This window comes from Paraglaciecola sp. L1A13, assembly GCF_009796745.1.
Lineage (GTDB): Bacteria > Pseudomonadota > Gammaproteobacteria > Enterobacterales > Alteromonadaceae > Paraglaciecola.
Window position 1 is genome coordinate 1,977,170 of the sequence record NZ_CP047024.1, and the last position, 18,204, is coordinate 1,995,373.

At 42.4% G+C, this 18,204-nt stretch carries 16 protein-coding genes; 9 read left to right on the plus strand and 7 right to left on the minus strand.

What is annotated here, in order from left to right:
* Nucleotides 1-156: 156 nt before the first annotated feature.
* The 3 genes from GQR89_RS08250 (at nucleotide 157) to GQR89_RS08260 (ending at nucleotide 3,033) form a co-directional block, all read left to right on the plus strand.
* Entirely contained in the window at nucleotides 157-546 is a 390-nt protein-coding gene (locus GQR89_RS08250) for a DUF2750 domain-containing protein (protein WP_158769600.1), read from the plus strand.
* Between the two features lie 2 nt (nucleotides 547-548).
* Nucleotides 549-1,151, plus strand: coding sequence for a hypothetical protein (locus GQR89_RS08255; RefSeq protein ID WP_158769601.1), 603 nt, complete (start codon nucleotides 549-551; stop codon nucleotides 1,149-1,151).
* Between the two features lie 160 nt (nucleotides 1,152-1,311).
* Nucleotides 1,312-3,033: a SufS family cysteine desulfurase gene (locus GQR89_RS08260; protein ID WP_158769602.1), complete on the plus strand. Its 1,722-nt coding sequence runs from the start codon at nucleotides 1,312-1,314 to the stop codon at nucleotides 3,031-3,033.
* A 41-nt stretch (nucleotides 3,034-3,074) separates the two neighbouring features.
* Here the strand turns inward: GQR89_RS08260 and GQR89_RS08265 are convergent, their stop codons facing one another.
* Nucleotides 3,075-3,614, minus strand: a complete 540-nt coding sequence (locus GQR89_RS08265) for an isochorismatase family protein (RefSeq protein ID WP_158769603.1) — start codon at nucleotides 3,612-3,614, stop codon at nucleotides 3,075-3,077.
* Between the two features lie 252 nt (nucleotides 3,615-3,866).
* Between GQR89_RS08265 and GQR89_RS08270 the strand changes: the two genes are divergently transcribed.
* Complete coding sequence (locus GQR89_RS08270) at nucleotides 3,867-4,859, plus strand: purine nucleoside permease (RefSeq protein WP_158769604.1); 993 nt, start codon at nucleotides 3,867-3,869, stop codon at nucleotides 4,857-4,859.
* A gap of 112 nt (nucleotides 4,860-4,971) precedes the next feature.
* On the opposite strand, the gene GQR89_RS08275 is transcribed toward GQR89_RS08270, so the two are convergent.
* The gene (locus tag GQR89_RS08275) at nucleotides 4,972-5,187 is read right to left on the minus strand and encodes a DUF3565 domain-containing protein (protein WP_158769605.1); all 216 of its coding nucleotides are present in this window, start codon (nucleotides 5,185-5,187) and stop codon (nucleotides 4,972-4,974) included.
* A gap of 250 nt (nucleotides 5,188-5,437) precedes the next feature.
* Between GQR89_RS08275 and GQR89_RS08280 the strand changes: the two genes are divergently transcribed.
* Both GQR89_RS08280 and GQR89_RS08285 read left to right on the plus strand, forming a co-directional pair.
* Nucleotides 5,438-6,061 (plus strand): MarR family transcriptional regulator, encoded by a 624-nt coding sequence (locus tag GQR89_RS08280; protein WP_158769606.1) that lies wholly within the window; start codon nucleotides 5,438-5,440, stop codon nucleotides 6,059-6,061.
* Nucleotides 6,061-6,786, plus strand: coding sequence for a DUF3307 domain-containing protein (locus GQR89_RS08285; protein WP_158769607.1), 726 nt, complete (start codon nucleotides 6,061-6,063; stop codon nucleotides 6,784-6,786). The genes GQR89_RS08280 and GQR89_RS08285 overlap by 1 nt, the downstream gene beginning before the upstream one ends.
* A 15-nt stretch (nucleotides 6,787-6,801) precedes the next feature.
* On the opposite strand, the gene GQR89_RS21510 is transcribed toward GQR89_RS08285, so the two are convergent.
* The 4 genes from GQR89_RS21510 to GQR89_RS08305 all read right to left on the minus strand — a co-directional run bounded on the left by GQR89_RS21510 (nucleotide 6,802) and on the right by GQR89_RS08305 (nucleotide 11,246).
* Nucleotides 6,802-7,101 (minus strand): 2OG-Fe(II) oxygenase, encoded by a 300-nt coding sequence (locus GQR89_RS21510; RefSeq protein ID WP_158769608.1) that lies wholly within the window; start codon nucleotides 7,099-7,101, stop codon nucleotides 6,802-6,804.
* A 105-nt stretch (nucleotides 7,102-7,206) separates the two neighbouring features.
* Nucleotides 7,207-8,586, minus strand: a complete 1,380-nt coding sequence (locus GQR89_RS08295; protein WP_199271426.1) for a sensor domain-containing diguanylate cyclase — start codon at nucleotides 8,584-8,586, stop codon at nucleotides 7,207-7,209.
* 190 nt (nucleotides 8,587-8,776) lie between these two features.
* The gene (locus tag GQR89_RS08300) at nucleotides 8,777-10,015 is read right to left on the minus strand and encodes a glycosyltransferase (RefSeq protein WP_158769609.1); all 1,239 of its coding nucleotides are present in this window, start codon (nucleotides 10,013-10,015) and stop codon (nucleotides 8,777-8,779) included.
* 4 nt (nucleotides 10,016-10,019) lie between these two features.
* Complete coding sequence (locus GQR89_RS08305; protein WP_233269125.1) at nucleotides 10,020-11,246, minus strand: GGDEF domain-containing protein; 1,227 nt, start codon at nucleotides 11,244-11,246, stop codon at nucleotides 10,020-10,022.
* Nucleotides 11,247-11,366: 120 nt separating this feature from the next.
* Here GQR89_RS08305 and GQR89_RS08310 point away from each other — a divergent pair, with 120 nt between their 5' ends.
* Nucleotides 11,367-12,419, plus strand: a complete 1,053-nt coding sequence (locus tag GQR89_RS08310) for a 2-dehydropantoate 2-reductase (RefSeq protein ID WP_158769611.1) — start codon at nucleotides 11,367-11,369, stop codon at nucleotides 12,417-12,419.
* Here GQR89_RS08310 and cysZ read toward each other — a convergent pair.
* Nucleotides 12,416-13,144: a sulfate transporter CysZ gene (gene cysZ / locus GQR89_RS08315; RefSeq protein ID WP_158769612.1), complete on the minus strand. Its 729-nt coding sequence runs from the start codon at nucleotides 13,142-13,144 to the stop codon at nucleotides 12,416-12,418. The two genes, GQR89_RS08310 and cysZ, sit on opposite strands and share 4 nt — an antisense overlap.
* Before the next feature lie 214 nt (nucleotides 13,145-13,358).
* Here cysZ and smc point away from each other — a divergent pair, with 214 nt between their 5' ends.
* Nucleotides 13,359-16,844: a chromosome segregation protein SMC gene (gene smc, locus GQR89_RS08320; RefSeq protein ID WP_158769613.1), complete on the plus strand. Its 3,486-nt coding sequence runs from the start codon at nucleotides 13,359-13,361 to the stop codon at nucleotides 16,842-16,844.
* Between the two features lie 22 nt (nucleotides 16,845-16,866).
* Nucleotides 16,867-18,195, plus strand: a complete 1,329-nt coding sequence (gene zipA, locus GQR89_RS08325) for a cell division protein ZipA (protein ID WP_158769614.1) — start codon at nucleotides 16,867-16,869, stop codon at nucleotides 18,193-18,195.
* The last annotated feature ends 9 nt before the right edge of the window (nucleotides 18,196-18,204 follow it).

Genomic DNA, 18,204 nt, shown 5'->3' on the forward strand with positions numbered 1-18,204 from the left:
CACCTTTTCCATGTGTTGTTAAGTGACAGCCCATAACTGCGTAAAAATCATGTTTCTGGTTAAAATTCGCACAATGTTGATGTGAGGCTCTCACTGATATAACGTGTTCGTTAGCGCAAAAAACTCATTACACACTCACTATTTCAGGAATTATATATGACGGAAATTTCAGCGGAAGACTTTATTGCCCTTAGTAAATTGTTGCCCGAGGAGCGCTTTGATTATGCGATCAGCCATATGATAGAGACTCAACATTTGTGGGGGCTTTTTGGTGATAATGGCTGGTTAATGCTGAAAGCCGAAGATGATGCCTGTATTCCTGTGTGGCCTTATGCAGAATTTGCCGAGGCATGGGTAAAAAATGATTTTCCAGATTGTAAGCCTAAGCAAATTGATTTTGCTGAGTGGCATCAATTATGGTTACCGGGTATGCAAAAAAATAACACCTTGGTTTTGGTCTTCCCTTTGAGTGAAGATGAAGAGGGGATCATGCTTGAAGCACAAGAAATGCTAGAGTGTATTGATGAGGAACTGCAACCCGAGTAATTGTGACAAACGCCATTATATTTAATGCGGGCTTAGGTGATCGCAATGCCCGTATTAATGTGTACATAGCTAATCGGCCAAATTATCAAGATTTTGCAACCATCAGTGGGCTAAAAGAGCTAAGTGATGGAGATATTGAAGCGCTCAATCGACATTGTGGTAATGGGTGGCGAAAGGTTTTCAACGTGTATGCCAAACTGCTATTTGCTTGGCGAAGCGCGGATCCTAAATTAGCTAAGGAGCTACCTGGCGCAAAATGCCTTAATTGGCAAACTTATCGAGACAATTTTTTGCTACAAGCAGGAAGTCAAACCTCGTTGCTTTTTAGCCCTCCTATATTTCGTAATCAATTTGATTCACCTGATGAGTGTCGTTTGGGCGCCAATAATACGTATAATATAATCATGGGACGCACATATGCTAAATCTTTGTTGTTAAGTACAGCGCCCAAAAACGCTACCGCAGCGAGCATCAATTTAGTGTGGCTTGACGAGGAATTTGCTTATGACACTGTCCAGCGTGTAGTGGTATGCCCGTACTTTGATTACCGCCAGTTATCCAATGCTAAAATTATTCGCCTCGTTGAGATATTAATATCCTTATAGTATCCATATGCCAGTAACACGTTATCGCGTGAAGGAAACCACCCTTAGGCCTTCAGTCAAATGTCTAGGGCTAGTCGTGTTATAAATTTGCGAATTGACTTGATTAAGCCGTTGATTTTAACAACAATCTGCACCTGCTATTTCTTCCTTTGAGAGTGTTATGTCCGAGTCGTTTCTGCGTCAGCAATTTCCCATATTTAATCAGCAAAATGGCGAATTTCCTTGGCTATATTTTGACAACGGGGCGACGACGCAAAAACCTCAGTCAGTGATCGACACAATCAACCAATTCTATTCTCAGCAAAACGCCAATGTTCACCGTGCTAGCCACAGGGTTTCTGCGGCAACCACCGAGTCATTTGAGCAGGCGCGCAAAGAAGTGGCTGCTTTTATTAATGCCGCCAGTGAAAAGGAAATCATTTGGACGAAAGGCACCACAGAAAGTATTAACTTAGTGGCGACGGTCTTAGCTAAGGGGCATATCTCAGCGGGGGATGAAATTGTACTTACGGCATTGGAACACCACGCCAATATTGTGCCTTGGCAACAAATTGCTATAGAGCTAGGATTGCGTATTCGAGTGATCCCCGTGGACGAAGACGGTGTGTTGCAACTCGACAAAGCCAAAGGTCTTATCAACAATAAAACAGCGCTGGTAGCTATTGGTCATGTGTCTAACGCGCTGGGCAATATTAATCCAATTGCTCATATCATTACGCTTGCAAAAAAGCATGGCGCCCTTACTTTGATTGACGGCGCGCAAGCGATTGCGCATTTGCCTGTCGATGTGCAGGCTTTGGATTGTGATTTTTATGTTTTCAGCGGACATAAAATATTTGGCCCCACGGGAATAGGAGTGTTGTACGGACGACAAGTTCTGTTGGAAGGCTTGCCGCCGTACCAGACTGGCGGAGAAATGATAGAAAAAGTTAGCTTTTCCGGCACAACCTTTCAAAGCTTACCGTTTAAATTTGAAGCCGGTACGCCGAACATCGCTGGAGTGCTAGGTTTGGGCGCGGCAATTTCTTTTGTGCGCACTTATCAGTGTGCTATGTATGAAGTTGAACAAGCATTATATCGTGTCCTGGTTGATGGTCTTAAGAAGATTGACGGTATACGTTTGTGGGGAGATTTAGACAACAGTATTTGCGTGCAATCCTTTAGCATTGCTGAGGTGAATAATCAGGACATTGGTGTATTGCTAAACGAGCATAATATTGCAGTTCGAGTAGGCCATCATTGTGCCATGCCGCTGATGCAGGCGTTAGGCATAGATGGTACGGTAAGAGCCTCGTTGAGTTGCTACAACACATTACATGAAGTGCAGCATTTTCTGCAGGTACTGGAAGGGATAGTGCAAACTCTTCGTCCGCATTTTCATTTCAATCCGATATCAGAAAATGCGGCTTCAAAACCATTCGTCTCGTCTAATCTCGATTGTGCGCCAATATCCGTTAGCGCTGTTAAGGATAAGAAGAGCAGGGTGGATATCACAACAATGCCTCTTGCATTAAGTATTCGTCAGGCGAGCAGTTGGGACGAAATTTATCGCCAAATCATGCTGGCAGGGAAGCAGTTAAATAAACTTCCAAGTGATGATCATATCGGTCAATACGAAGTGATGGGCTGCGAAAGTCAGGTTTGGCTTAAGTGTGAAAAGCAAGGTAACTATTTGGCGTTATCCGCTTATTCACCCAGTAAAATTGTACGGGGGTTATTAGCTATTATTTTTGAGCCATTGACTCATTTAACGATTAAGCAGATTAAGCTGTTTGATTTGCACGCTTATTTAGATGATTTGGGTTTAGGCCGACATGTTAGCCAGTCACGTGGCAATGGCTTACAGGCTGTGATTGAGCAGATTAAAGTCTATGTTAAGTGAGTCATTTAGCAGAGAAATATGAGCCAATAAGTGGCTCATGGCTACTTTATCAAGGGTAAAATGGCTTTAAAGGCAGGTGAACGGCTATCACCTACTAGTTCGTACAAAATCATTTCTACACTGGTGATAGATGCACCATTGGCGCTCAGTTTATTAATGGCGAGGATTTTGTTTTCTTCCTTTCTGGCTGAAATTGCATCACAAACAACCTCCAAGGTGTAACCTAAATCCATCATTCCCATTGCGCTTTGATAGACACAAATGTGAGCTTCGATGCCACATATTAACCAATGGCCTCTTTTTGCTGCCTTTAAGGCGAGTGGGAATTCAGCGACGTCACAAGCGTTAAATGTATGTTTGATTATAGCGTTGTAAGGCTTCAATTCATCGGCGAGTTCAGTAACGGTCGAGCCTAATTTTTGTGGGGCTTGTTCTAGATGAATTATTGGTAGCTGTAACGCTTTTGCACCTTTTATCATAGCAAGTGCGTTGCGGATTAGCACATCGCTTTGGTGAACCATATGCGCCAAATTACCTTGTATATCGACTACAACAAGGCCAGTGTTTTGTATTGTTAACATGTAAGCACCCATAACTTAAGTTGTCATAGTACGTTAGCGAAGCTGTAACAATATGACAATACAAATTAGTGCGCCGGTGCGTCATCTTGGTGCTTGGTAATATAGCTGCTCGCAGTATTTTTTCTTAACGTATTGATTTAAATTACTTATATTTTAAGTTTAAAGGGTTTGATTTTTGCTTTATCACTCTCCAATATGCAAACAGGGTGCCTTTAGTAAGACCCGCTTAATTTATTTTTTAGGAGTAGTCAGTTGAAGTATGTATTTTTAGCCTTGAGTTTATTGGTGAGTGTGTCGACTTATGGCGTCGAAAAAAAGCCCATTGCCGTCAAGGTTTTTATCGCGGGCATGTTTGAAATTGGCGCTAATCAAGGGGATAAAGCAGGTGAGTTTCAGCATTGGTTTGAGCGCTACTTTACTAACAGTGAACCGCTCATAGTTAAAGGCGCGTTAGGGCCAGTTTTTTGTAATCAAGATGGTGTGTGTGGTTCAGTTCTAGGAATGGGCAAAGTCGCATCTTCTTCGTCTATGCAGGCCATAATTTTGAATGAGCAATTGGACTTTACACACAGTTATTTTGTTATTAGTGGTGTGGGTGGTATTCCACCATCAAAAGGTACAATTGGAGATGTAAATTGGGGAAGTTGGTTAATTGACTATGATTTGGGACATCGCTGGATGCCAGCAGAAGGTAAACCGGGAGAGCCGGTTTTTATGCCAAGGCAAGGCTATGAAGACATACGCCGTTATCAGCTTAATAGTGCTTTGGTGAACTGGGCTGTGATGTTAACACAAAATGTGCAATTAATGGATTCACCAGATGCTCAGGCATATCGCATGCGTTACCCTCAAACTCAAGCGCGTCGTAAGCCAGCGGTAACTGTCGGTTCACATATCGCTGGGGATACATTCTTTCATGGTCCTGGATTGTCGGCTGAAGCTCAGTATATTAGTCAGCTATATGGGGCTGATGACTACATGATTGCTGAAATGGAAGGCGTGGCGATAGCGCAGGTATTATCCCGTACAGTGGGTATTGATAGAATGCTGAGTTTGCGCGGGGCGGTTAACTTTGATCAAGGAAACCCCAATGAAAGCACCTTGGCGCACCTTGATCCTGCGCCTGGCGAAACCGCGGGCGGTTTTGCTGAAACAGTAGAAAATATCGTGTTCGTGGGGGCAAATGTTGTCGATACTATAGTGGACAAGTGGCCTGATTTTAAAAATGGTTTTAAGACCGAATAGCGTGAAATTACACTTTTCATTAGTCTAGGTAATGAAACGGGCTGCCTGCCTTTTTCATTGCCTTGTTATCTAATGCTTTTCCCGCGCAGGCATACCATGTAAGTGCGAAGAATTAGTTGGTCAATATAAAGTCCATTGGTGCTCCCTCATCACACTTTTTACATTCAAGTATGGCATGCAGATGACGTTGGCGACCTTGTGGTGTGACGACCCAAGGTCTGTTAGTCCATGGGGGATTATGACGTACATGTTGATGATGGCCGCAGGCCAGTTTTGCTACCCAATCTGATTCATCGTCTTGAGTGAATCCTATGATAGCTTGTTGCATATGATGTTCTCCCTTTGTGTTTATATTTAATTGCTTGCACGTGGGCTATTGCAAAGCACCCTATTACCATCCTGCATTTGATACGGCAGCAACGAGTATACAACCTTTTTAGGTTGCTTTACTTGCTAACATCCTTTTTAGGTTGTTAATGGCTTTAACAATCAAATTTGGTTGTTTGTGTTGCGCGTTGAACAAACATGGTTATACACTGGGCTTAAATTACACGCAACGACAGCCAAAGGTGGAATGCATGATTGCTGTTTTGACAGGAGATCTGGTGGACTCGACAAATATGTCGCGACAAGATTATCAACTGGCGATCAGATTGATGGAGCATTATATTCAAGTGTGTCAAAAACGCTTCAATACACGAGGGGAAATATATCGGGGAGATGCAATACAACTGATTTTCAGTCAGCCTCAATATGCAATGCGTGTCGCGATTGAATTGAAAAGCTTACTTATTTCGGCACCTGATGCAACAAAGCCCATCGGTATTACCCTGTCTGTTGGTTTAGGTGATCAACTGATTGAAGGTAGCACACCAAGCGTATCTCAAGGCTCTGCTTTTACGTTATCAGGGAGAGGATTGGACATTACCCCTAGCGGCCACATGAGTTTGCATCATGAAGGGAGCGACTTTTATGATGCCCTTGTATTGGCTACGCAATTTCTAGATCATTTATTGTGTTCTCATACAAAAATACAAGCCAATGTGTTGTACCACTACTTACTGGCGGATTACCCAACTCATTCGGAGTTGGCAACAGCTCTGGGCACTAGTCAGCAAAATGTGACTAAGCATTTAACCCGAATGGGTGCCGAGCTAGTTAAACAGTATTTAACCTTATACGAGGCCAAGGTGAACAATTAATGGAATTATTTTTATTGATGATCGTCGCCCATATATTAGGTGACTTTTATATTCAAAAAGACGCTTGGGTAACGTGCAGGAAACGTCATCATTTGGCATCTTGGGGCTTGCTCAAACATTTGCTGTCACACATTGTGCTATTGATTATTGTTTTGTGGATTGGCGGGGCGCTATCAGGACAAGGATTAATTGCCATTGCCTTGATTGGCTTTTCCCATCTGTTAATTGATTTATGGAAGTCCTATAAAACCGATAATTTATATTACTTTTTATTAGATCAGGTGCTTCACGTATTAGTTCTTTTAATCGCTTGGTCAGTACTTTCAGGTTTTACCTTGGCTGATATTAAAGCGCAGTTGTTACTGGTGCTCAACGTAAAATATTTGGCACTCGTTTGTGCTTATGTTATCGCCTGTCGCCCAGCATCAATTGCAATCTCTGTGGCATTAGGGAGTTATACAGCACAACTGGCTGACAAACAGTCTGGACTGGCTTCTGCTGGGCGCTGGATCGGCTACTTGGAACGTTGTCTAATTATCTCGTTTATCCTAATAGGTCAATTTGCTGGAGTAGGATTCTTACTTGCAGCCAAAACAATTTTTCGCTTTGGCGATTTAACCAAGGAAAAGGACATGAAACTAACTGAATATATGATGCTAGGCACTTTGTTGAGTTTTTCATGTGCTTTGTTATTGGGTTGGTGGGTCAATAGAAGTGTATTTTAGCTTTTAACACAAAGACTAAAGTGTTAATGAGATACTTAGTATCTTACGTTCGCCCTGTTCAATACGTGACACGCTATGCTCATATTTATCTGGCCTGAAAAAATAAATGCGTCCGAATAGATTTAGGATGCATTTCTGACAGCGAAAAACGCCACCCACTTTAGGTTGCTTCAACACGATGTTAAATTTGTAGTATTTACCATTAGGCACAGGATCAATATGTGTCATCACTTTGTGCTGATTAGGGTAGGTGACTAAGTATGCAGATATTCGTTTGGACGTAAATAATACCTTGTTGCGAACACGAGCGAGCAAGATGAACTCCATGACTAAATAGTTAAAAATAGATTATAACATCCACCGGTAATCGCTTTTTAATATACTTAACCCTTAGCTAGAACGATCGCTGCTAGCTTAGTGCTAACTTTCATGCACTCGGACACAACTTTTCCCTGCGTGCTTAGCCTCATATAACGCATCATCAGCGACCTTGATAAGGCGCTCTAAAGAGCGGGGTTTAGGCGAATGTGTTACCCCAAAACTCGCTGAAATAAACATATCAATATTATCTACAGACAGCGGATGACTAGCGATCATAGAGCAGGTTCTCTGAGCAATGATCCTTGCTTCTTCAAGTTTGGTCGACGGAAGTAAAATAACAAATTCTTCTCCTCCCCAGCGCGCGATAGCGTCATACTCACGTAATTCATTTTGCAGCAGCTGGGCGATTTTAATCAGTACCTTGTCACCTATATTATGACCGAAGGTATCGTTGACTTTCTTAAAGTTGTCAGCGTCTACCATAATAAGGCTAGCCTCTTGATTTGCCCTGACAATTTTATCAAAACGCCATTGAATATGAGCTCGATTATGCAGTTGAGTAAGGGGATCAAGTTGATGTTTTTTGGCGGTCTCACGTTCAAAAAAGCGAATGACCAAGTGCGCGACAACAAAGATTAAGAAGATAATCAATACTACAAAAGAGGTATGGCTGGTAAACGCCTCGGTACTGGCATCTTTACGCGATGACAACGGTGTTAGTATGTACATTTTCCAGCGCAATACTTTGATATCTATTTGCGCAATTAAGCTTGTATAGTCGGGGGTTTTAACAATAATATTATTTAGGCTAGGTAGGGCTTGCTGCTTTGGGGTTAATGCTTGGAACCAAGGTAACTGTTTGACTTGTAAGATACGCTTACCGTTAGCGAGTAACTTTGGGTCAGACGCCAATACTATGTCTTGCTTGTTATCTACAAATACAAAGTCATAACCAAATGAGTCTTTGTATCTATCAAAAGCATCTAAGAATGTTTTTAGGCGTTTACCAACGCCTATAAAACCGAGGAATTGTCCTTGATCATTAAACACTTTGACGTCGAAATAGATATGCACGTCTTGTCGATTACCTAGCGCTGCGGCCACATTTAGTGGTTGTTCTTTAACGCGAAAATACCACTCGACTTCACCTTCTTTTAACGCCAGTGTTGTGCCATTAGAATTGTATTGTGTACGACTGGTTTCGCTGGCAACAAAAAAGGTCATGTTGTAATCCATTGACATGCGCTTCACTAAAGCAAGTAGCGCACTATCGTCAATGGTATCGGCACTCATTAAATTACGCAGTGTTTGAGTATTGGCAATAACTTGCGCGGTATGCAAAGGTTTGACTAATTCTTCGGTAATTAAATCGAAAGCGGGTGACATAGACTGCTGCTGAAGACGGCTTTGCTCTTCCACTGAATCGGATAAGGTAAAATAGCCACTGATGCCAACGGCAATAGCCATAATAAACAACATGATGGGCACTTTGAAGCCAAAACGGGGCAAGCTACTTCGATTGTGTGTGCTCAACAGTAAAATCCGAGATAAAAACAGGTAGCAGATACTACGTGTTCTTCCAACCTATTTGAATACTATTTTAGTGGTAGTTTTTGAATAAAAAAACAGCCAAAATTTAGGCTTGATTATTTATGATGTATTAATGCTTTCACAAAGATTTGTTTTTGGCCTCAATCCATTGGGCCATATATTGGGTGCTTTTATGTTGATGGTGTTGCAACATACTACCTGTAAAGTTTTTTAGGCGATGTTCGGGTAAGTTTCTTTTTAATTGTTGTAGTTGATTAATAAGAGCAGGTCCAATATGTCGTTTATCAAAACGGGCCAATGCTTTGTTAGCTTTTATTTGTGTGCTATGCCACAACGTCGGATCTCGGTATAAAGCGATGGCTTGGTTGGCAATCTCTTGCGCGCTATTGGCTATCAAGCCCGGCCAATTTGCTTCAATGCACATACCTTCAGCACCAATCGAAGTTGTGACACTAGGGGTTTTACACAGCATGGCTTCAGCCAGTTTACCCTTGATACCAGCACCAAAACGCAAAGGAGCCAAGCAAATCCGTGCTTCGCTCATAACTGCCTTAGCATCCTCTGCCCAACCTTTAATATGAAAACCCTGTTTAGGGTTGTGTAATTGGGTAGCTTTGGGCGGTGGGTATGCGCCATACACATGTAATTCTGCCGCTGGGAGGGCTTGTTTTATGCGTGGCCATATTTCCGCTTTAAGCCACAATACGGCATTCCAATTGGGTTCATGGCGAAAATTACCTATGCTGATGAAATGCTGACGTTGTGAAAAAGTTTTGTTGTTGATTTGAGTGTCTGTATTTGCGATATCAAGCATAAAAGGACAATAGTAGAGCAGAAAATCTGGCACATTAAAGGTTTTAAGTAGTAATGCGAGTTCATAGTCAGAAATAATCAACGTTAAATCACAGCGGTAAATCGATGCCACCTCACGCAGCGCTATATCGCTTTTCAAATCGTGTTCAGTTACTGGCCGCTTTTGTTTCAACGCTTGATGGCGAGCATTTCGTAAACTGTGCATATCTTCTGTATCAAGAACTCGCAATGCGTCAGGGCAATGTTTAGCTACTCGCCAACCAAATTGCTCTTCTAGCATAAAGCGATCAAACAACACCATATCGGGGGTTTGACTCAAAATAAAGTCATCAAAACTAGCGCAATTCAGCACGATACTGTGCTCATTTATTCCTAATTGGGTGAGATCTATTTTATGTTCGCCTTGAAGCGCTGGACTCGCAAAGCTAACCGACCAACCTTGTTCAAGAAAAAGTGTTAATAGGCTCATCATATGCTGGCCTGCTGCTGACGAATTTGGTTCTGGCCAAACGTAGCCGATGACTAATACCTGTTGAATTGACATAGTGTTATCCCAGTTGATTCGCCAGTTGAACGCAGTTTCGGCCTGCTTTTTTGGCCGCATATAAGGCGACATCAGCTTGCTTCATTATGTCGCTGAACTGACTGTTTTGTTTGTTGCGTTGGGCAATACCAAAGCTGGCGGTAATCTTAACTGTTTTTCCTTGGGATTGATTGCTCGAGGAACGTTTTGGGGCTTTCTTGGGGCGAGGTTTATCTCGTAAAGCAATCGGATAATCGGCAATTAGTTGACGTGTTTTTTCAATGAAGGGCAGGGCTTCGTGGGGAGTTTTACGGGGAAATATCAATACGAATTCTTCCCCACCAAAGCGGAAAGCTTTGCCGCCACCGCCAACTTTATTTAAACGACTAGCCACAAGCCTTAGTACTTCGTCACCTACATCATGTCCATATGTGTCATTAAATTTTTTGAAATGGTCGATATCCGCCATCACTACAACATACTTTCGCCCGAGCGTATTCACGTATTGCATCAAAGCACGACGCGACGCAATCGTGGTGAGCTCATCTTTATATGCCATATTGAAACTGTCCTTTAATATGGCATATAGAAAACTAGTCGCTAGTGTTAGCGTTAGTACGTTATGCAATTCAAATTGTGTATACGCTGGCATCATGGCAACCAGCACAACGCCAAGTAGCAGCGCACCGTGGTTGTTGTCAGAGATATAGATAAATCTTAGAAAACAAAGAGTCAGTGTTAAAGACACTATTAACCATTCAAACGGGGTATATAGCGCATTTAACTGTGGATCAATATTATTAGCAAAAGTATATATTGGGCTAAGTAGGTTTTGTGCGACGTGAGGTAAATAGCTGAGCGTTATCCAGCTAAACCCAACAATAAAGAGTATTTTTACCAGCGCAATGACCATATTATATAGGGAAAATCCACTGTCTTTCGCAAAGCTTAAATAACTCAATAGCATTAATGTTATTAGCGGTAAGCGGCGGGAAAATTCAGCTGAAATGGCTATTTTTCCATGTGTAAAAAACAGTAATATAACGAGTAAATTACAGCACCAGAATAATCGACTACGGCCAAACAGCAATGCAACGACGGCGGCAACCGCTAATGCTAAGTACCCAATCCATGGTAGTGGAACGAACCAGTCGATTAGCAACGAACGTTGTGTTGCTACAAAATAAACAACAAGAATTAACAGCGCTGCATAAACAAAGATATGGCGGAAAATATTGTGTAAGTGGATCAAAGTGTCAGGCTCTAGCTTTGTGTAAACCGTTATTGTATGAAATTTTTGTTTGTTCCATAAGAGCATGTGTTAATTTGGAGCAAATTAAATGAATATTATCAATCTGTTAAAAGGAGCCGTATGTCGTCTCATGTGATTTTTGGAGCCGGGCTAATTGGCAGTTATATAGGTGCATGCATGCACCAATTGGGCGTAAATGTAGCGTTAGTTTGCCGTCCTACGATAAAACATAAATTGATATCGGGGGTAACGCTAACTGATTATCAAGAACATCATGCAAATGTTACAGGACTTAACTTTCTAGACACTGATGTATTAGCGCGTCTTGAGCCCGACCAATTAAAATGTGATTTTCTGTGGCTGACGGTAAAGTGTCAAAGCGTAGCGCAAGCAATACAAGATATTGCGCCATTAGTGAGCGATAAAACGGTCATTCTGTGTTGCCAAAATGGCTTAGGTTCAGAAAAACCAGTGCAAAATGCCTTTCCTAATAACGTGGTGTTACGCGTTATGGTGCCGTTTAATGTTGTTGAACTAAAAGCGGGACATTTACACCGCGGCTCACAAGGGCACTTAACCATTGAGCAAACTATCAAGGGGCAAGTCAGTGAAATTTTGCAAGAAAGGCTTAATAGCCCGTTATTACCTGTCGCACAGACTCATGATATGCAGGCGCTATTGTGGGCAAAACTTCAGTTAAACTTGGGGAATAGTATCAACGCTCTGGCCGACATCCCGGTAAAAAGTATGTTGCAACAGCGCGGATATCGCGTTGTTATTGCTACACTTATGCAAGAGTTGTTGACGGTAACTGACGAGCTTGGAATAGAATTACCGAAAGTGACTTCAGTACCGGCAAAAATAGTGCCTTATGTACTTAAGCTTCCGAACTTTCTATTTACGCTTGTTGCCAATAAGATGTTAGCCGTCGATCCAACTGTGAGAACTTCTATGTGGTGGGATATGTCGCAAGGGAAACCTACTGAGATCCATTATCTTAATGGAGCAGTGGTAAGTTCTGCCGAAAGGTTAGGGAAGAAGGCTCCTGCTAATAAACGCATTGTGACATTAATAGAATCTTTGACTAGCTCAAACGGAGCGAAAAAAGATTTACTTAATCTTGCCCGCCCTATTAGTGCTAAACAGCTACAAAATTTTATCCGAAAACGTTAGATTCCGCCTTGTAACTTTGGTTTAAGGTTGTCAACCCACATAGCCGTAGCGCCACAAATTGCGACGGGCATAACCAAAAAATTCACTATGGGGATCATCGAAAAAATGCTGACCGCAAAACCAAAGCTAAAACAGTTCCCACGGCTTTGATTGAGCGTTCTACGCATATCTTTAAAGGATATTTTGTGATTATCGAAGGGGTAATCACAATATTGAATAGCCATCATCCAGGCACTAAACAAAAACCATAACACTTGCCCAATCACAGGTAAGATAAAGAACAATAATAGAAAGCCAATAGCGCGCGGTACGTAGTAAGTTAACTTTGAAAATTCACGGCCTAATGTGCGGGGAATATCTTTTACTACGTCCAATACGCCAGTATCTCCCAAATCTTGTCCCGTAAGGTGTTTTTCTACTTTCTCGGCCAATAAACCATTAAACGGTGCTGCTATCCAGTTGGCTAATGTGCCAAAGATAAGTGCAAAAACTAATAGAATGCTTACCACTGCTAACGGCCAGATAATGTAGCTTAATGCCGTTTTCAACCAACCTAACCAGTCGGGGATCAGCCCCACCAACCAAATGATTGCACCATCTATTTGACCAAAAAGGGCATAGAGAGCGACAGCAAATAAAATTAGATTCACTGTTAAGGGAATAAATACGAAGCGCTTTAGGCCCTTAGTCTGGATAAGAGAAAAGCCTTGTAGGAAGTAATTCACGGTTTAACCTCTTTTGTATACAAATTGTGCATTTAATTGTCGCTGGCCAAAAATTATCTAATACCTTGAATTAATTGGCAAATATCGATGCGAACTTAAGGTATTATACCCACGAAGTACTGTGCAGCAAAACGTCAATTGTTACACGGAGTGAGTTTTGCTACATTTTCACTGTTTCCCATAATAACGATAAACTGGAATTATCTTTTTATTCATGCGTTTAAAGAAAATAAAGCTTGCGGGGTTTAAGTCATTTGTTGACCCTACCAGTATTCCCTTTGTAGAAGATATGACTGCGATTGTCGGGCCTAATGGCTGCGGTAAATCAAACGTTATTGACGCTGTGCGCTGGGTTTTAGGGGAAAGCTCAGCCAAAAACCTCCGCGGCGATGCGATGGTAGACGTTATTTTCAACGGTTCAAGCGCACGAAAACCTGTCTCCCAATGCACAGTCGAACTGGTTTTTGATAATACCTCAGGGCGTATTCAAGGTGAATTCGCCAGCTATAATGAAATTTCAGTTAAGCGTTTGGTGAGTAAAGATGGGCAATCTAACTATTTCCTAAATAATAGTAAGTGCCGCCGCAGAGACGTAACCGATTTGTTTCTTGGAACGGGGTTAGGTCCTCGTAGTTACGCCATTATTGAGCAAGGGACTATTTCGCGCTTAATCGAATCTAAACCACAGGAATTGCGGGTTTTTATTGAGGAAGCTGCTGGGATTTCCAAGTATAAAGAGCGCCGTCGTGAGACCGAAACTCGTATTCGGCACACTAAGGAAAACCTAGAGCGCCTGGAAGATGTGCGAGGTGAACTTGGTACTCAATTGCAAAAACTTGAGAAACAAGCCTTAGCGGCTAAGCGTTATAAAGAGCTAAAACATCAAGAACGCCAATACCGCTCAGAATTAGCGGCTATCCGCTGGTTAAATTTTAACGACGCCATCGTGAAGTTAGAACGCCAAGCACAGCAGCAAGAAACAGATCTTGAAGCTTTTATTGCCCGTCAACGAGGCGATGAAAAAGAAATTACAAATTACCGAACTCGCCAGCAAGAGCACAAACTGCAGTTACAAGACACCCAGCAAGCTTATTTTCGTTTGAGTAACGATATCACGCGTCTCGAGCAAAATCAGTTGCATAACAAGCAGCGCATAGCGCAAATTAATCAAGAGCTTGTTACGTTACAAGAGGCCATAATGGAGAGCGAGAAAGAGCATGGTAATAGCGCCCAGCGGCTATTAGATTTAACGGCCATCATTGATCAACATGAGCCAGAACATGCTTTAACTGAACAGGTATTAGAAGATGCCGCTTGGGAATTGCAAAGTGGTGAAGAGCGATTAGCGGGCAAGCAACATCAGTGGCGAGAACAAGAACAAAGCCATCAGAAATATAAACAGCAAGCACAAAGCTATCATGGCAAGATTCAATCTACCATGGCCATGCAGATGCGTACTCAAGAACGTATAAGTGAAATAAACGCTGAGATAAAAAGTTTGCAGATTGCTGATTTTGAACTGCAAATTGAAGTTGCAAACAAGGCCCAACAATATAAAAAAGTAAAGTTTGATGACGCACAATTACGTTATCAAACCCTTAGTGAAAAGCTTCATCAAGCTGAGCTTAATTGGCGTGAATGTAGCGAGCACAAAAGCCAAGCGAGTGGCGAGCTCCATGCAGTAGATGCGCAAATAGCTGCGCTACAAAGCGTGCAAGATTTGGCAAATGGGCATCAGGACCTGCAACAGGCACTTCATGACGAAAACATAGCAACTAAGCCGTGGCAGACTTCAATAAAGGTCACTCCTGGGTGGGAAAAAGCGCTCGAAACTGTTACCGCGCACTGGCAGAATGCCTTGCTGGTTGAGCACGCTGACGATATTGACAGCGTGCTGCTACAAAATGAAATGCATGGATTAGTAGTGGTCTTTGAGGATGCTAAAGCGCTCGAAACAAAAGTAAATACCTTAAGTTCAGTGCTCAATGATTGTTATTATCCTAAGTGGATGGGGGATATCAAAATTGCGCTAACCCGAGAAGAAGCACTGGCTGAGCGCGTTACATTAGATACTGGTCAAAGTGTAATAAGTCCTGATGGGTTATGGGCTGGTCGTGATTGGTTATTTGATGGTTGTGCAGATGAGCACAGTGGCACTATACAAAGGGCAAATGCCATCACAGTACTTGAAACGACACGCCCAGATAGGCAATCTGTCTTGGCTCTTGCTGTAGATGCGAGCGAACAAGCAGTGCAGGATGTTGACCGATTAAACCAAGAAAAAGAGGACGCTAACCGATCCCTTGCAGACTGTTCTGATGAGCTGAATAAAAGCAAAAATCACGTTCAGTGGTTAGTGCAACAACAGCAAAGCGATAGTCATCGACAGCGTAAACTCGAGGCTGAATTGCTCCGACAGCAGGAAGTACTTAACCAAGAAGAGTTACAGCTCGCTGAATTTACTGCGCAAACCGAAGAGCTGGCTGATACTTTGATGACAATGCAAGAGCAGCAAATCGTAATTGAGCAACAGCGTGATTCGCTGAACAATCAAATAAGAGAGCAGCGGCATCAGCTGGATAATTTAAAAAATCAACAGCATCAACATGCATTGACGTTAAAAGGCCAACAAGCCGAACAACAAAATTTGCAAGTTATACAGGCCCGGGAAAGTGCTCAGTTACAAAACATGTTCTACAAAAAAGAGCAACTGGCCACCGAGCTTAAGCAATTATCTACCCCACTGGATGAACAAGTGGATTTGCTGCAAACATTGTTGCTTGAACACAAAGAGTTGGACGCAAAACAGCAAAAACTGCAGATTATGCTGGGCGAAATCGAGCATGAACTTGGTTTGATAGAAAAAGGTCAGCAAGGAATAAATACTCAGATTCAACAAATGCAGCAAAATGTGCAAAACACTAAATTGGAATGCGAAGGTTATCGCGTTCGAGCCAATAGTATTGTCGATCAGTTAAATGAGATGAAAGTTCAGCTCGAGCCATTGCTTGAGACTCTTAGTGACGCCGCTGATGAAAAACAATGGCAAAAATACTTAGAACGAACCGTCGCAGATGTTGCGAGATTAGGGGCTGTTAATCTGGCTGCGGTGGAAGAGTACGATGTTCAAGCTCAACGTAAACAACACTTAGATGAACAAAATCAAGATCTTGAGTCAGCACTTGAGACATTAGAACAAGCTATCCGTAAAATTGATAAAGAAACCAGAAGTCGCTTTAAAAATACCTTTGATCAGGTTAATAATGGTCTACAAACTTTGTTTCCCAAGGTGTTTGGTGGTGGCTCGGCTTATTTGGCATTAACAGATGATGATTTATTGGAAACGGGGGTGAGTATTATGGCAAGACCACCGGGTAAGAAAAATAGTACAATTCATCTGCTTTCTGGTGGAGAAAAAGCTTTGACCGCTTTATCATTGGTGTTTGCTATTTTCCAACTGAACCCCGCACCATTTTGTTTATTAGATGAAGTGGATGCGCCATTAGATGATGCTAATGTGGGGCGTTTTTGTAAGTTGGTCAGTGAAATGTCAAGTAGTGTGCAATTTATTTATATCACCCATAACAAAATTGCGATGGAAATGGCGAGTCACTTAACGGGAGTAACCATGGCGGAACCAGGTGTTTCACGTATGGTAGCTGTTGATGTTGAACAAGCGTTAGCTATTGCGCAAGCATAACAAAAGGGTATGAGTTAATTCGATGGAAGATGTATTACGTTGGACGTTATTTATAGTAGGCACCTGCGCGATTGCTGGGGTGTTAGTTCATGGTTTGTGGGTTTCTCGAAAGTCTTCGGACAAGCACACAAGCAAAGGCAAAGTAAGGCGCTCTAATAACGAAGCGCCTGAACCGCGATTCTCGTTGGATGAGGATGTCGATTTAAATCAAAGCGCAACGGGTAAGCGTGATTTTGATGATTTAGGTGTTGGTCCTGTGCGGGTGGTCAGCAGCGCTCAAACTTCGGGCGAGCAATCTCAACCAAATCTTGAAAATGACTTAGTCGATACCGCGGTTGAGCAAACGCAGTTCGATACCAAACATGAAGATGACAGGCAGGTTCAATTAAACCGCGAAGTCGTACTCGAAAAAGACAACGAAGATGGACTAAAGTCGGCTACGTCCGAGGCATCACCCGCTGAGCACCTTGAACCTAAGGTTGCTGTGGCGCCAGGTAAAGTGTACGCCTCGGTAGTAACCCAACCTAAGCCTGAATATGCGGCGCAGGCTAATCATTACACTCATGCTGGCGCACGGCAATCACGGGACATACCTGAGCCCCCTACGTTTTTGTTAAAGGGAGGGCAACATGTTTCTGATAATATCGCTGAAAATTCAGGTGCGCAGCCTCAAGTCTCAAAGCCAAGTAATGCTAGTGTACAATATAGCCCTAGGTCTGTTACACCCACGCAGCAGGTTGAAGCCGATGTGACGGAACGTGCGTTACATAGCCGCAAAAATGAGACTGCGAATCGCAAGCGAAAAGAACCTAAATTCGCTGATGATCAATTGAATATCGATTTCGATGAGCAGCAAGCTGACAATAGTAAAGCACCTGCTAATGCTCAATCCAATGAAACTCAGGCGAACGTAGCTGAACAGCCTCAAGAAGTTTTGGTCCTAAACGTTAAGACTCCAGATGACGAGCCTATCCAAGGTGCGAGCTTATTACCAATGTTGCTTACCCTCGGATTCAAATTTGGTGATCAAGATATCTTTCATCGTCATGTAAATGCCAATGGTAAAGGCCCTGTATTATTTAGCTTAGCAAATATGTTTAAGCCAGGCGTATTTGATATCGATCATCTTGAAACATTCACCACACAGGGTGTGTCGTTATTTATGATTTTGCCCATTGAAGGTGACCCTCATCAGGTTTTCAATATGATGCATAATGCAACACGCAAAATCGCCGATGAATTTAATGGTCAAATTCTTGATGGACGTCGGAGTATGTTGACCAAACAAGGCTTGCAGCAATACGTTGAACGCATTCGCGAGTTCGAACGTAAGCGAATGATACGTCGCTAATCTGGGAGC